Below are 14174 nucleotides of genomic sequence, written 5' to 3' on the forward strand. Positions count from 1 at the left end.
AATGCGGCGTTTTTTACAGTACAGGCAGACCACACTATGGAACTCAACCTCACCTACGAACGTATCAAAGACCTGCAAGCGCGCGAGGCGGCGCTCAGGGGGTATCTTTGACTACGCCGTAAAAGCCGAACGCCTCGAAGAAGTCGAGCGCGAACTCGAACGCCCCAGCATCTGGGATAACCCCGAAGAAGCCACTAAACTCGGTCAAGAACGCGCCGCCCTCATCAGCGTCGTCCAGGGACTGGATGCCATCAAACAAGGGCTGCAAGACGCCTTCGACCTCATCGAACTCGCCGAAGCCGAAGACGACGAAGCTACCGTCAACGCCGCCATCGCCGACATCGATACCCACGAAAAACATATCGAAGACCTCGAATTCCGCCGCATGTTCGCTGGCGAACTCGACGCCAATAACGCCTTCCTCGACATCCAGGCCGGCTCGGGCGGCACCGAAGCGCAAGATTGGGCGTCCATGCTGCTGCGCATGTACCTGCGCTGGGGCGAAGCACGCGGCTACAAAACCGAACTCATCGAAGAATCCCCCGGCGACGTTGCCGGCATCAAATCCGCCACCATCCAGTTCAGCGGCGAATACGCCTATGGCTGGCTACGCACCGAAATCGGTGTGCACCGCCTGGTGCGCAAATCCCCCTTTGATTCCGGCAACCGCCGCCACACCTCATTTGCCGCCGTCTTCGTGTCGCCGGAAATTGACGACAACATCGAAGTGGATATCAACCCTGCCGACCTGCGTACCGACGTGTACCGCGCTTCCGGTGCCGGTGGCCAGCACGTCAACCGTACCGAATCCGCCGTGCGCATCACCCACATCCCAAGCGGTATCGTCGTGCAGTCACAACAAGACCGCAGCCAGCACGTCAACCGCGACATCTGCATGAAGCAACTGCGCGCCAAACTCTACGATCTCGAACTGCAAAAACGCAGAGCCAGTGCGCAAGCCATTGAAGACAACAAATCCGACATCGGCTGGGGCAACCAGATCCGATCCTACGTCCTCGACCAGTCGCGCATCAAAGACCTGCGCACCGGATACGAAACCAGCAACACTCAGGCCGTCCTCGACGGCGCCCTTGACCCATTCCTGCAAGCCAGCCTGAAACAGGGAGTAGAAGCATGACCACCCCGAATACAGCCCCCGCCGACGAAAACAAACTCATCGCCGAGCGCCGGCAAAAACTCGCTGCCATCCGCGCACGCGGCATCGCCTTCCCGAACGATGCCCGCCCAACCCACAACGCCGCCGCCCTGCACACCGCCTATGACGGCGTCGAAGATGCCGAAGCGCTGCATAACGCGGGCGAAATCGTGGTTGCTGGACGCATGATGAGCAAACGCATCATGGGCAAAGCCAGCTTCTGCGAAATCCAGGACGGCAGCGGCGCGCGTATCCAGCTTTACCTCAGCCGCGACGAACTGCCAGAAGGCCGCTACGCCGACTTCAAAACCTGGGACGTAGGCGACACTATCACCGCCAGCGGTCACCTCTTCCGCACCAAAACTGGCGAACTGAGCCTCCACCTCAAAAACATCCGCCTCCTGACCAAATCGCTGCGCCCGCTGCCGGAAAAATACCACGGCCTCACCGACCAGGAGACCCGCTACCGTCAGCGCTACGTTGACCTCATCATGAACGGGGACAGCCGCGCCATCTTCCTCACCCGCAACAAAATCGTGCGCTACATCCGCCGCTTCTTCGAAGAACACGACTTCCTCGAAGTTGAAACCCCGATGATGCACCCCATCCCCGGCGGCGCCACCGCCCGCCCCTTCATCACGCACCACAACGCGCTCGACATGCCGCTCTACCTGCGCATCGCGCCAGAGCTCTACCTCAAACGTCTCGTCGTCGGCGGCTTTGAACGCGTCTTCGAAATCAACCGCAGCTTCCGTAACGAAGGCCTGTCCACGCGGCACAACCCCGAATTCACCATGCTCGAATTCTACTGGGCCTACGCCGACTATCGTGACCTGATGAACCTCACCGAAACCCTCTTCCGAGGCATCAAGCGCGACGTGCTGGATAACCGGAACATCACCGCTGGCGGAGAAACCATCGACCTTGATCAGCCCTACGAACGCCTGACCATGCTTGATGCCATCCGCCGCCACGCCCCGGCATACAGCGACAAACTGCACGACGCCGCTGCTCTTGCGGCCATCCTGCGTGACAAATACAAACAAAAAGTGGACGACAACACCCCGCTCGGCCACCTGCACACCCTGCTCTTCGAAGAAACCGCCGAGACCAAACTCATCCAGCCGACCTTCATCACCGAATACCCGGCGGTGGATTCCCCGCTGTCGCGACGCAACGATGAAAACCCCGACATCTGTGACCGCTTCGAGCTCTACATTGGTGGCCGCGAAATCGCCAACGGCTTTTCCGAGCTTAACGACGCCGAAGACCAGGCCGAACGCTTCCGCGCACAGGCTGCTGCCAAAGACGCCGGCGACGACGAAGCCATGCACTACGACGCCGACTATGTCCGCGCCCTCGAATACGGCATGCCGCCTACCGCCGGCGAAGGCATCGGTATTGACCGCCTCGTCATGCTGCTGACCGGCGCGCCTTCCATCCGCGACGTGATCCTCTTCCCGCATATGCGTCCGGAATGAGCCGCTGATACGCGCTATAAAAAACCGCCCGAAAGGGCGGTTTTTTATGCAATAGAAGGACAGACACCTTACTTATAAAGGTTTTCGGCACGTTGGCTACCAATCGGGACTAGCAAGGTGGCAGTATTGCTGTATTCGAGACAGGTCTTCTGATCCTCAAACGGCGCTTTGTGGGCAACTTTGATTTTCCACAGACCTTCCAGCTGCGGGATGACATTGACCTTGCCATCTTTGTCGGTCTTGCCGGAGAAGGCTTGCGGCGGGCGTTCATCGCGGGTGGCATCCAGGTCTTTCGCCATGAAGGTATCGGAGGTGGCAATGACGGTCGCGCCTGCCAGCGGTTTGCCTTGGTAGTAAATTTGCACTGGGAAGCGCTCATCAACTTTGATTTGCGTCGGGTCGGCCAGCGGTACGATTTCCAGATTCTGCCCGATCGGCTTGCTGATAGCGGCGACATCCACCGCGCCACCGCCCACGCTCAGCAGCTTCTTGCCGAACATCTGCGCTTGCTGGCAAGTGGTAGCGTCCGTCATTTCCGTCAGGTTCTGCTGTTTCCAGCCGTCCTTGTTCTTTGACCAGAAGGTCGGCTGATACACGGCACTCAGCCAGTAGCTACCTGCGGCCAGTTTATCCTTGGCTTCGTACTGGTAATTTTCGCCTTTCTGGTTCATCTCCTGAGTCTTGCCGTCGGTGGCGTGGATGGCGAGCGGCTTGAAAATCTGCACGCGGTCACCGGCGATAGCTTCTAGGGTAGGGAAGTAGTCGCTGTAACCGAGATCGGCTTTGAGTACGTCGTCAGCAGCGATTTTATCGGGCGCGCTGACCCAGAGTTCGTGTGCGGATACGAGGGAAGAAACGGCAACGAGTGCTGCCAGCAGGGTCTTGTGCATGGATGCTCCAGTTTATTAAGGGATGTGGTATGAAACCGGTGCGGATTGTACTCATGTTGTCAGGCAAGAAGCAAATGCGAAAAGGTCGTATTCGTAGTTTTTCTGTAACGGCATCTTGTCCTTTTCCCCACTTACTGGCACTATACAACTCCTACATCAATTGGAGCCCGTCATGCGTGCCTTCCTGCTTATCGACCTTCAGAACGACTTTATGCCCGGCGGCGCCCTGCCGGTCACAGACGGCTATGCCGTCATTACCCCCGTCAATGCCCGCATGGGCGATTATCCGCTCATTGTCGCCACCCAGGACTGGCACCCCGAGGGGCACGAAAGTTTTGCCAGCGCCCATCCAGGACAAACACCCTTTGCCACGATCGACCTGCATGGCCTACCGCAGACGCTCTGGCCGGATCACTGCATCGCCGGTAGTGCCGGCGCCGCCCTGCATTCTGCGCTGGATACCCGCCGTGTGGCCGCTATTTTTCGCAAGGGGATGGATAAGCGTATTGACAGTTACAGCGCGTTTTTTGACAACGGCCACCGCCATGACACCGGCCTTGCCGCTTATCTGCGTGCCTGCGGGGTGACGGATATTGATGTCGCCGGACTCGCCGCCGATTTTTGTGTGTATTTCAGTATTTTGGATGCGCTCGCCGCTGGTTTTCGGGTGCGCCTGCTGGCAGAGGCCACCCGCGCCATTGATCCGCAAGGCTACGCGCAGAAGCAAGCGGAATTGTTGCAACATGCGGCGTTCTCGCTGGGGTAATCGGCAAATCCGTATCCATCGCTGCCCATAAAAAAACCGGCGGGTTTCATAAGCCCGCCGGTTTTTTTATGTGCTTCGTCTCAAAGCGCCATCACGGCTTCGAGTTCGATCTGCGCATCCCAGGGCAGCGCGTGCACGGCAATGGCAATACGCGCCGGGTAGGGTTCGTGGAAGTAGGTTTTCATGATTTTATTAACTTCGGCGAAGTGCTCCATGTCAAGCAGGTAGATGTTTAGCTTGATGATGTCATTGAGGCCGCCGCCCGCCGCTTCACATACGGCTTGCAGGTTGGTAAAGACACGGTGTACCTGATCGGTGAAAGCGTGTTCGAGTTCCATGGTGGCCGGATTGATCGGGATTTGCCCGGCGAGGTAAACAAGGTTGCCGGTACGCACGGCTTGCGAATAGGGGCCGATGGCTGCCGGGGCTTTGTTGGTGTGGATAACTTGTTTGCTCATGATGTGGGTTCCTTGTGGGTGATGCGGCGGATGCCGATGGTTTCTTCGAGTTGGCGCAGGCGGTGCATGACTTGCGTCAGATGTTCAAGGTCGCGGACTTCAAGCCAGACAGTGAGGCAACGCCGCTGTTCGTCGCTGTCCGCGTGGTTGATCTGGAAGTCGGTGATGTTGGCTTCGCTGTCGGCTATCGCACCGCTGACCCGCGCGAGCAGGCGCGGATGGGCGTAGGCCTTGATGGCGAGTTCGCTGGGGAAGAGGCCTTTGCGTTCGTCCGCCCAGTCGGCGGCGATGGTGTGCGCGGCGGTTTCAAGCAGCGGGCAGTCACTGCCATGAATAAGAATGCCGCTACCAGCGACGCTGTGACCAGTGATGGCTTCAAGCGGTAACGGGTGACAGCAGGGGGCAAGGGTGATGCCGCTTTCAAAGGCGCTGTGCACAAGGATTTTCTGCTCACTGTCAGTGACTTGTTTGCTCGATGTGGCAAGGCCGGCATTTTGCCGCGCGAGGCGGTTCAGGTAGCGGTTGATGCCGATGTGGGCTTTACCGCCGGGAATGGTGAATTGCAACCAGCTGTTGTGCGGGTGTGCGTCCGGGTCGGTGAGGATTTCTACGGTCTGCGCCATTTTCAGCGGTTTGTAGATGGGGTAAGGCTGGCCGTTCACTTTAGCGCCGACGATATGGTTACCGATTTCGGTATGGATGGTGTAAGCAAGATCCACCGGTGTTGCCCCGTGCGGCAGGGCAATGATGTCGCCTTTCGGGGTGTAGATTTGCATTTCCCCGGTGACGAGTTCTTTTTTGATGGCGTCGTAGAATTGCAGTGGGTCATCGGTGATGTTCTGCACTTCTTTGAGGCGCGACAGCCATTCGCGCATGGTCTTTTCGGCTTCAATGCTGTGCGCTTCGATTTTCACCGCGCGCTGTTTGGCGTATTGGTGCCAGACGGAAATGATGCCCGCTTCAGCCAGGGTGTGCATGTCGCGGGTGCGGATTTGTACGTTCAGCGCGGTGCCATCGCCCATGATGACACTGCTGTGCAGTGAGCGGTAGCCGTTACTTTTCGGGGCAGCGATGTAGTCTTCGAATTTGCCGTGCACCGGGCGGTAAAGACTGTGCAGGGCCCCGAGGATACGGTAGCAGTTGTCTTCGCTGTCGGTAATGATGCGGATGGGAACAGTGCGGATGGCTTCCTTGAAGCTCTCTTTGCGCTTCATCCGCTGATACACGCCCCAGAGGTGGCGCTGGCGCGGGTTGATGGAGGCTTTGATGCCAAGGATTTGCAGACGCGCTTGCAGCTCGCTCCTCACAGTGCGCAGAGTTTGTTCGTGGGTATTGTCTTCGTTGTAGTGTTTGCGCAAAACGGCATGACGCCACGGGTAGAGATACGAGAAGGCGAGGTCTTCGAGCTGGATGCGGAAATAAAAGAGACCGAGACGACCAGCGATAGCGGCATAGACATCCAGCGTTTCGTGAGCGATACGTTGCTGTTTGTCGCGACGCAGGGCACCGAGAGTCTGCATATTGTGCAGGCGGTCGGCAAGTTTGATGATAAGGACGCGCGGGTCGTCAGCAGTCGCCAGGAACATTTTGCGGAAACTGTCGGCGACAGCGGCCTGCGGCGCGGTTTTTTTCAGACGATCGAGTTTGCTGACACCATCGACAAGACGGGTGACATCTTCGCCAAATTCGGTCGCCATGTCCTTTTTATTAAGGATGGTGTCTTCGAGGACGTCATGCAGGAGCCCCGCTTGCAGTACCGGCAGGTCGAAACGCTGGCGGGCGAGAATACGGCAGACGGCAATGGGGTGGACGAAGTAGGGTTCGCCGGACTGGCGACGCTGCCCTTCGTGAGCGGCGGCGCCATAGATAGCGCATCGCAAGACTTTATCGATGTCTTCGGGATCGAGGTATTTTTTCAGCTCAACCGCGAGGTCGTCGTAAGCCGCTTGCAGGGTTGCCGCGTCGGTAAAGACACCGAAGGGCTGGTATTCGAGGGCAAGCGGCGCGTTCATGATCAGTCGCCCCGGCTTGCGCCGTTGCCTGCGATGCAGTCTTCGTCACCATCGTTTTCATCATCAGCAGCAATGATGATTCTTTCGGCGACAACGGGGGGAGGCGCCGGAGTGACGGGTTTGTTGTCACTGAGCAGGCCGTCAATGGTGGTTTTCCCTTCTTGAATTTCGCGCAGAGCAATGACGGTCACTTTGTCATGCTCCGGTTGAACCAGCGGCAGATGGCCGTTGGCGATTTGCCGCGCACGTCGGGAAGCGGCGAGTACGAGGCGGAAGCGGTTGTTTTGGTCTTTCAGGCAGTCTTCTACGGTTACGCGTGCCATGGGTTCCTCTGAATTAAATACGGATTAAGGGTTGGACATTCTAGCAAGTTACGCTGTATTCGGGGCAAAGGTTGCGGCGTAAATGCTGGTGCCGTCAAGCGGCTTAGTTACCGGGTTCTCGCCAAGGGATACTGGCTTTGCCAAGCGGCGTGCGACAGAATGTTTCAGGCGGACTTACGCCCGCCTGAAGTGAAGTCAGCGATTGCCGTTCGGTTCGTCGCCGCCGGAATTATGGTGCGGGTTGCGACGGCGACGGTGGTTTTCCGGTCTGCCGCGCGGCTGGCGATCGCTCCTGCGGTTACCGTTACGAGCGAGGCGTTCCGCTTTTTGTTCGTTCAACGCCTGCAAGGCTTCTTCGCTGGGCGGCACAACGTCGGCCAAGAGGTCTTCGTCCAGCGGCAAGGTCGGAATTTTGCCGTGGATGTAGTGCTCAATTTCCGGCAGGGAGTACACGTATTCTTCACAGGCAAAGCTGATGGCGGTGCCGGAAGCACCAGCGCGTGCGGTACGACCGATGCGGTGCACGTAGTCTTCGGCGACTTGCGGCAGGTCGTAGTTAAAGACGTGCGTAATGTCCGGGATGTGCAGGCCGCGCGCGGCAACGTCGGTAGCGACAACGATGTTGATGGCACCGCTTTGAAAGTCTTTGATGATTTTTTCGCGTTTTTTCTGCGGGATGTCGCCGGAGAGGGCAGCATTCGGATAACCGTTTGCTTCCAGCACGATGGAGAGGCGTTCGAGGTCGCGCTTGGTGTTGAGGAAGATCATGCTGCGTGCCGGTTTTTCTTTGTTGAGCAGGCCAATGAGCAGTGGTGTTTTTTCGTGCCTGGCGGTGTGGTAGAGGCTTTGCGTGATGTTGTCGGCGGTGCCGTGCTCGCTTTCTATGCTGACGGTTTCCGGCGCATTGAAGTATTCGTAGGCGAGTTCGCGCACTTTTTCCGCCATCGTCGCCGAGAAAAGCAGATTGAGGCGTTCGTGTGCAGGCGGCATTTGCCGCAGCAGGTAGCGCACGTCGTCAATAAAGCCGAGGTCAAACATGCGGTCAGCTTCGTCTAACACACAGACTTCGATGTTTTTCAGGCGGATGCTTTTTTGCTTGTAGAGGTCGATGATGCGCCCCGGCGTGCCGATGATGATGTCGATGGGGGCGTTATCAAGCAGGTTTTTCTGGTGCTCAATGTTGACCCCGCCATAGATGGCGAGGCTGTTCAGACCAGTGTAGATGCCAATCTGGTCGGCATCTTTTTTGATTTGCACGGCGAGTTCGCGCGTCGGTGCCAGCACGATTGCCCACGGTCCTTTGGCTTTGGGGTGGGCGGGATTGGTGAGCAGGTAGTGATACAGCGAGATGAGGAAGGCAGCCGTCTTGCCGGTACCGGTTTGCGCCAGGCCCATCACGTCATGCCCGCTGAGGGTCAGCGGCAGGGTTTTTTCTTGTATCGGCGTGGTATGGGTCAGGCGGTGGTCTTCCAGCGCTTCCTGGATGGCCTCATGGATAGGCAGGCTGCTGAAAGTGGTATCGGTTGTATGGTTTTCTGCCATGTGGTGTCCTTGTTTTTGGAAGGATTTTCATCGCGCAAATTATACTGTTTTTTCATGTACCGGTCATTCGCCCCGCCCCGTCTGGCTTTTTGCGCGCAGGGTTTTATGCCTCTGCTATACTGCGCTTTTCTTCCTTTTTCTTTATTTCAGCCGGGACTGCATTCATGAAAAAGTTGGTATTTTTCGTTATGTTGCCTCTGCTTGTGCAGGCATGCGCCTTGCGCAGCGAGCAGGGGATGTATGAGGTCAAAATGATGGCGGGCGATGTGCTGTACGCCAAGAATTCGCCCAAGCTGGACGGTAAGGGTTTTTATCGTTTCCGCGATGTGAACGGGCGTGATTATAAGGTGAAGAGCAATCTGGTGCTTTATATCAAGCCGGCCCGTTTTAAGCGTTAGTTTAAGGAGTGTTCTGTGTCGGTTACCAGGGTTCCCCTCAGTTGTGAGTTTTTCCCGACGGCGACGCCGGAAGGGGCAGAGAAGCTGGCAGCAGTGCGCCGAGATTTGGCGGTGTTTCAGTTTGAGTATTTTTCGGTAACGTATGGGGCGGGCGGCAGTACGCGTGACCGCACCATGAATCTGGTAGCCAGGATGTGTGCTGAAAATGGCCCGCCGGTGATGCCGCATTTGACCTGCGTCGCCTCAACCGAGGCGGAAATCCGTACCCTGCTTGATGATTACCGCGCACTGGGGGTCAACCGCCTGATGGCCCTGCGCGGCGATATGCCTTCCGGCGCGTTTGAAAATGCCGGTTTTACGACGGCTACCCAGCTGGTGTCGTATGTCCGCCAGCTGTGGGGCGAGGATGCGCGTATTTGCGTTGCCGCCTACCCTGAGGTGCATCCGCGCGCGCGTACGCCCGCTGAGGATTTGCACGCTTTCCGCGAAAAGGTGATGGCAGGCGCGACCGATGCCGTCACCCAGTATTTTTATAACGCCGACGCCTACTTGCATTTCCGCGACGATGCGCAGGCACTGGGCGTCGAGATTGCGCTGGTGCCAGGTATCATGCCGATCAGCAATTTTGTGCAACTGAGCCGCTTCTCCGACGCCTGCGGAGCGGAAATCCCGCGCTGGCTGCGCAAACGCCTGGAAGCCTTGCAGGATGACATTCCCGCCTTGTGTGATTTTGGCGCAGACATAGTCGCGCAGATGTGCGAGCGGCTGATTGCTGAAGGCGTGCCGGCGCTGCATTTTTACAGCATGAACCGCGCCGACCTCATCCGCGAAATCTGTAAACGCCTGGGCTGGTGCTGATGGCCGCATCGCTCGGCAGATCGTCTGCCGTCTTTGCCGTGATGACGCTCGCCTCGCGCGTCCTCGGCCTGCTGCGCGATATGCTGGTGGCGCGTTACTTCGACGCCGTGGTCACGGATGCCTTCTACGCCGCGCTGCGCATCCCCAACACCCTGCGCCGCTTCTTTGCCGAAGGCAGCTTTGCCAACGCCTTTGTCCCCGTCTTCTCGGCGACGCGCACCGAGCATCCCGAAGAGTTGAAAGACCTGCTGCGCCACACCAGCGGCACCCTGCTTGGCATCCTGCTGGCGGTAACGGCGCTCGGCGTCCTCTTCTCCTCGACCGTCATTGCCCTGGTCGCCAGCGGCCTGGGTGAACGGCCCGACCAATACCTGCTGGCAAGCGACATGCTGCGCCTGATGTTCCCCTACATCCTGCTCATCTCGCTCACTGCGATGGCGGGCGGCGTCCTCAACACCTTTGGCCAGTTCGGCATACCGGCGCTGACCCCCGTCCTCCTGAACATCACCCTCATCACCGCCTGCCTGTGGCGGCATTACCACGGCACCCCGACGCACGGCCTCTACGGCATGGAGCTCGCCTGGGCAGTGCTTATCGGCGGCATCGCCCAGCTCGCCCTGCAACTGCCCTTCCTGTGGAAATGCGGCATGCTGCTGCGTCCGCGCTGGGGCTGGCGGCACAGCGGTGTACGCCGCATCCTCAAACTGATGCTGCCGACCCTCTTCGGCTCATCCGTCGGCCAGCTCACCGTGCTGATCAACACCTACCTTGCCTCCTGGCTCGTCACCGGCAGCATATCGTGGCTGTACTATTCCGACCGTCTTGTCGAACTGCCCGTCGGCCTCATCGGTGTTGCCCTCGGTACCGTTATCCTGCCGCGTCTCAGCGCCCTGCGCGCCGCCTCTAACGACGCCCAATTCGCCCTCACCCTCGACTGGGCCCTGCGCTGGGGCTTCCTCGTCGGCAGCGCCGCCGCCGTCGGCCTCATCACCCTCGCCCCCGCCATCATCGCCAGCCTGCTCTACGGCGGCCGCTTCGACGCCCACTACGTCGAAATGACCACCCTCAGCCTGCGCGCCTACGGCATCGGCGCCCTATTCCACATCATGGTAAAAGTCCTCGCCCCCGCCTTCTACGCCCGCCACGACACCAGAACCCCGGTCAAGGCAGGCATTAGCGCCATGATGCTGAACATCCTCTGCGCCCTCATTCTCAGCGGCCCCTACCAGCACATCGGCCTGGCAGCAGCCAGCAGCATCGCCGCGCTGGCCAACATGACCCTGCTCGCCTGGTACCTCTACCGCGCGGGCGTCAGCCTGAAAAGCGGCGCCTGGGGCTTTATCATCCGCATCCTCATGGCTAATGCCGCGCTGGCCTCCATCCTCTACACCCTGCAAGGCGACCCCGCCGCCTGGCTGGATAAAACCGCCCTGCTGCGCCTGCGCGACCTCATCCTGCTCATTGCCATCGGCCTCTTCAGCTACACTGCCGCCCTGCTGGCGCTGGGCCTGCGCTGGCGACAACTCAAACTGGGCTGACCCAACCCAAGGAACGACACCATGCAACACACACTGCTTACCGCCTTCCTCACCGCCCTGCTCGCCCTGCCCCTGCACGCCAAACCGGCCAAACCCGCCATCAAAGCGAAAACAGCAGCCACTGCCGCGCCCGCACAACCCGATGCCGCCAACCTCATGGGCAAAACCATCCTTGACATTGACATCCGCGGCATTGACAACATCCAGCAACACGACAACGCCAAAACCTACCTGACCCTCGAAAAATCCGTCGGTGAAAAAATCGAACAACCCGACTACATCCAGTACCTCATCGAAAACGGACGCGAAGAAATCCGCCGTTCCCAACAACCCTTCGGCTACTACAACAGCGAAGTGGATGCGCACGTCCAGGACGAAGGCGACGGCCTGCGCATCACCTACACCGTGCACCAGAACCAAATAACCAAACTGAACAAAGTCAACGTACAAATCACCGGCGAAGCGGCGCAGGACGAAGCCTTCCAGGAAGCACTCGCCGAAAACCCGCTCAAACAGGGCGGTGTCCTCAACCACGAAACCTACGAAAACTACAAAGCGCGCCTTGCCGCACTCGCCAGCGCGCGCGGCTACTTCGACGCCGAATTCCGCGAACACAACGTCCAGGTCAACCCGGCGAACAACACCGCCGAAGTCAACCTCGTCCTTGACAGCGGCATGCGCTACACCTTCGAAGCGGTTGACTTCAACGACACCCCGCTTGACCCCGACCTGCTGCAACGCTTCGTCCAGTTCAAACCCGGCCAGCCCTACCTGTCTTCCGACGTTGCCACCCTGCAACAAGACCTGCAAGGCAGCGGCTACTTCGCCGAAGCCCTCGTGGGCGACGAACCCAACCGCACCACCAAAACCGTGCCCGTCAACGCCCAACTCACCATGGACGAAAACAAACACTACGTCCTCGGCGTCGGCTACTCCACCGATGGCGGCGTACGCGGCAAAGTCGAATTTGACCGCCGCTGGATCAACAGCCGTGGCCACCAGTTCAGCAGCAAACTCTACGCCTCGAAGAAAAACAGCAGCCTCGACACCCTCTACCGCATCCCTGCCGCGAACCCAACCAGCGACTATTACTACTTCCGCCTGGGCGGCCACATCAAAACCGACAACTACGACAGCCGCAAACTCTTCGGCGAAGGCGGCTACAACTTCCGCCTCGGCGACTGGGAACACCGCTACGGCCTTGTCGCTGCCTGGGAAAAATACAACATCGGCCTGACCAAAGACAAAACCCTGCTCGTTTATCCCCAGGGCCAGTGGACCTACACCTCGACCAAAAACCGCCTGAACCCCAAAGACGGTTACCAGTTCCGCTTCGGCCTGCTTGCCGCCGGTAAAACCCTGCTCTCGGACGCCAACCTCGTGCAAGGCAACATTGATGCGCGCTACCTGCAAAGCATCGGCGAAAAACAGCGCCTCATTGCCCGCGCCAGCCTCGGCGCCAGCTGGACAGACAACTTCGACCGCATCCCGCCCAGCCTGCGCTACTTCGCGGGCGGTGACCGCAGCATACGCGGCTACGCCTTCGAAAACATCGGCAGCCGCGACAGCGAAGGCAACAACATCGGTGGGCGCTACCTTGGTGTCGGCGGCCTCGAATACGAATACTACTTCAAGCCAGGCTGGGCCCTGGCGGCCTTCGTGGATGGCGGCGACGCCTTCGTGGACGACTTCAAAATGCGCATCGGCGCGGGCGCAGGCGTGCACTGGCAATCGCCGGTCGGCCCCATCAAAGTGGATGTCGGCCACGGCTTTGACAAACAATACGGCGACAAAGTCCGCCTGCACATCAGCATCGGCGCCGAACTTGACCTCTGACTACCCCAGCACAGTGGCATGAACAGCTACCAGGCGGGATAAACATAGGCTTCCCGCTTGCACAGTCTTCAATCCCGCCAGGCGGCACAACCGTGCACCTACCCGCCACAACCAGGAGGAGCCTGCCATGACTACCGCCCAACTCATCGAAAGCGAAGACGGCCAGACCGTGCGCCTGCCCGAAGAATACCGCTTCACCGGACACGAAGTCTGCATTCGCCGCGAAGGTAACCAAGTCATCCTCGAACCCCTCAACGACGGCTGGGAATGGCTGGACGAACTGACCCCGTTTGATGACGACTTCATTGCCGCCGTCGAGGCGCTGCAACAAGAGCAGCGGGCATATCCGCAAGAACGCGAATTCAGAGACATCTGCCGATAAAACAGACACAGACGACCGCTAAAATTCCCGCTTGCACCGCATATCCCTTCCCCCGCTTGCGAAACCCGGAAAGGGGAAACAAACCCCGCCAAGCGGGACAGCCGCGCGGATTTTCCACCCATCCACCCCACCTCCTCATGCTGAAAGCCCTCACCACCTTTGCCCTTACCTACGCCCTCCTCAGCGGCCTGTTGCTGCTGCCTACCCCGCTGGCCCTCCATGCCCCGTGGTGCTATCCGCCGTTTGCCTTTGCCGCTGCCATGCTTGCCGCGCCACAGCGTCTGTTACCGTTTGTCCTCTTCGCCCTGCCGCTGGTTTACCTGCTCAATTTTGCCCGCTTCGCCGGCGAGACCGTGTGGTACCTCGGTGTTGACACCCTCCGCCAGATGCACGACATCATGCTGCCAATGATGCTCGCCCAGCTGCGCGATAATCTCGATGCACGCGAGATTGCCACGATCGCACTTAATATCGCCCTTGTCCTTGCCGCCATCGCCCTCGGCGGCAAGCTCACCCCTGCCCGGAGCCGCTGAT

14 protein-coding genes are annotated in these 14174 nt (G+C 59.0%); 9 read left to right on the forward strand and 5 right to left on the reverse strand.

Going from position 1 to position 14174, the window contains the following annotated elements; genetic code table 11:
- The first annotated feature begins 36 nt into the window (after positions 1 to 36).
- Positions 37 to 1138 (forward strand): peptide chain release factor 2 gene (prfB, locus tag DY250_RS11080; RefSeq protein ID WP_115612340.1). Its coding sequence is split into 2 segments (ribosomal slippage): positions 37 to 108 and positions 110 to 1138, totalling 1101 coding nucleotides; the frame shifts between segments, so codons are not numbered across the junction.
- A complete protein-coding gene (lysS, locus tag DY250_RS11085; RefSeq protein ID WP_115612341.1) occupies positions 1135 to 2637 on the forward strand; it encodes a lysine--tRNA ligase in 1503 nt (500 codons plus the stop codon). The genes prfB and lysS overlap by 4 nt, the downstream gene beginning before the upstream one ends.
- Positions 2638 to 2705: 68 nt before the next feature.
- Here the strand turns inward: lysS and DY250_RS11090 are convergent, their stop codons facing one another.
- On the reverse strand, positions 2706 to 3527 hold the full coding sequence (locus DY250_RS11090; protein ID WP_115612342.1) for a DUF4198 domain-containing protein: 822 nt from the start codon (positions 3525 to 3527) through the stop codon (positions 2706 to 2708).
- A 172-nt stretch (positions 3528 to 3699) separates the two neighbouring features.
- Here DY250_RS11090 and pncA point away from each other — a divergent pair, with 172 nt between their 5' ends.
- Positions 3700 to 4293: a bifunctional nicotinamidase/pyrazinamidase gene (gene pncA / locus DY250_RS11095; protein ID WP_115612343.1), complete on the forward strand. Its 594-nt coding sequence runs from the start codon at positions 3700 to 3702 to the stop codon at positions 4291 to 4293.
- Between the two features lie 80 nt (positions 4294 to 4373).
- Here pncA and DY250_RS11100 read toward each other — a convergent pair whose 3' ends face one another.
- The 4 genes from DY250_RS11100 to DY250_RS11115 form a co-directional block, all read right to left on the reverse strand.
- Positions 4374 to 4751: a RidA family protein gene (locus DY250_RS11100; RefSeq protein WP_115612344.1), complete on the reverse strand. Its 378-nt coding sequence runs from the start codon at positions 4749 to 4751 to the stop codon at positions 4374 to 4376.
- Positions 4748 to 6763: a RelA/SpoT family protein gene (locus tag DY250_RS11105; RefSeq protein WP_245951115.1), complete on the reverse strand. Its 2016-nt coding sequence runs from the start codon at positions 6761 to 6763 to the stop codon at positions 4748 to 4750. Before DY250_RS11105 ends, DY250_RS11100 begins: the two co-directional genes overlap by 4 nt.
- Before the next feature lie 2 nt (positions 6764 to 6765).
- The gene (gene rpoZ / locus DY250_RS11110) at positions 6766 to 7086 is read right to left on the reverse strand and encodes a DNA-directed RNA polymerase subunit omega (RefSeq protein ID WP_115612346.1); all 321 of its coding nucleotides are present in this window, start codon (positions 7084 to 7086) and stop codon (positions 6766 to 6768) included.
- A 195-nt stretch (positions 7087 to 7281) separates the two neighbouring features.
- Positions 7282 to 8628: a DEAD/DEAH box helicase gene (locus tag DY250_RS11115; RefSeq protein WP_115612347.1), complete on the reverse strand. Its 1347-nt coding sequence runs from the start codon at positions 8626 to 8628 to the stop codon at positions 7282 to 7284.
- Positions 8629 to 8792: 164 nt separating this feature from the next.
- Here DY250_RS11115 and DY250_RS11120 point away from each other — a divergent pair, with 164 nt between their 5' ends.
- From DY250_RS11120 to DY250_RS11145, 6 genes are all read left to right on the forward strand, one after another.
- Positions 8793 to 9026 (forward strand): hypothetical protein, encoded by a 234-nt coding sequence (locus DY250_RS11120; RefSeq protein WP_040389177.1) that lies wholly within the window; start codon positions 8793 to 8795, stop codon positions 9024 to 9026.
- A 15-nt stretch (positions 9027 to 9041) separates the two neighbouring features.
- Positions 9042 to 9884 (forward strand): methylenetetrahydrofolate reductase [NAD(P)H], encoded by an 843-nt coding sequence (gene metF, locus DY250_RS11125; protein ID WP_115612348.1) that lies wholly within the window; start codon positions 9042 to 9044, stop codon positions 9882 to 9884.
- Positions 9884 to 11422, forward strand: a complete 1539-nt coding sequence (gene murJ / locus DY250_RS11130; RefSeq protein WP_115612349.1) for a murein biosynthesis integral membrane protein MurJ — start codon at positions 9884 to 9886, stop codon at positions 11420 to 11422. The genes metF and murJ overlap by 1 nt, the downstream gene beginning before the upstream one ends.
- Positions 11423 to 11443: 21 nt before the next feature.
- Complete coding sequence (locus DY250_RS11135) at positions 11444 to 13258, forward strand: autotransporter assembly complex protein TamA (protein ID WP_115612350.1); 1815 nt, start codon at positions 11444 to 11446, stop codon at positions 13256 to 13258.
- Between the two features lie 127 nt (positions 13259 to 13385).
- Positions 13386 to 13640 (forward strand): antitoxin, encoded by a 255-nt coding sequence (locus DY250_RS11140; protein WP_115612351.1) that lies wholly within the window; start codon positions 13386 to 13388, stop codon positions 13638 to 13640.
- 137 nt (positions 13641 to 13777) lie between these two features.
- Positions 13778 to 14173, forward strand: a complete 396-nt coding sequence (locus tag DY250_RS11145) for a hypothetical protein (protein ID WP_115612352.1) — start codon at positions 13778 to 13780, stop codon at positions 14171 to 14173.
- Position 14174 lies beyond the last annotated feature (1 nt).

Source organism: Cardiobacterium valvarum, from assembly GCF_900460955.1.
Classification (GTDB): Bacteria; Pseudomonadota; Gammaproteobacteria; order Cardiobacteriales; family Cardiobacteriaceae; genus Cardiobacterium; species Cardiobacterium valvarum.

What these genes read in the sequence shown, in the direction of transcription:
- pncA (WP_115612343.1), top strand. Translation starts at nt 3,700, where the DNA reads ATGCGTGCCTTCCTGCTTATCGACCTTCAGAACGACTTTATGCCCGGC.
- murJ (WP_115612349.1), top strand. Translation starts at nt 9,884, where the DNA reads ATGGCCGCATCGCTCGGCAGATCGTCTGCCGTCTTTGCCGTGATGACG.
- DY250_RS11115 (WP_115612347.1), bottom strand. Translation starts at nt 8,628, where the DNA reads ATGGCAGAAAACCATACAACCGATACCACTTTCAGCAGCCTGCCTATC.
- DY250_RS11135 (WP_115612350.1), top strand. Translation starts at nt 11,444, where the DNA reads ATGCAACACACACTGCTTACCGCCTTCCTCACCGCCCTGCTCGCCCTG.
- DY250_RS11140 (WP_115612351.1), top strand. Translation starts at nt 13,386, where the DNA reads ATGACTACCGCCCAACTCATCGAAAGCGAAGACGGCCAGACCGTGCGC.
- lysS (WP_115612341.1), top strand. Translation starts at nt 1,135, where the DNA reads ATGACCACCCCGAATACAGCCCCCGCCGACGAAAACAAACTCATCGCC.
- DY250_RS11145 (WP_115612352.1), top strand. Translation starts at nt 13,778, where the DNA reads ATGCTGAAAGCCCTCACCACCTTTGCCCTTACCTACGCCCTCCTCAGC.
- rpoZ (WP_115612346.1), bottom strand. Translation starts at nt 7,086, where the DNA reads ATGGCACGCGTAACCGTAGAAGACTGCCTGAAAGACCAAAACAACCGC.
- DY250_RS11120 (WP_040389177.1), top strand. Translation starts at nt 8,793, where the DNA reads ATGAAAAAGTTGGTATTTTTCGTTATGTTGCCTCTGCTTGTGCAGGCA.
- DY250_RS11100 (WP_115612344.1), bottom strand. Translation starts at nt 4,751, where the DNA reads ATGAGCAAACAAGTTATCCACACCAACAAAGCCCCGGCAGCCATCGGC.
- DY250_RS11105 (WP_245951115.1), bottom strand. Translation starts at nt 6,763, where the DNA reads ATGAACGCGCCGCTTGCCCTCGAATACCAGCCCTTCGGTGTCTTTACC.
- DY250_RS11090 (WP_115612342.1), bottom strand. Translation starts at nt 3,527, where the DNA reads ATGCACAAGACCCTGCTGGCAGCACTCGTTGCCGTTTCTTCCCTCGTA.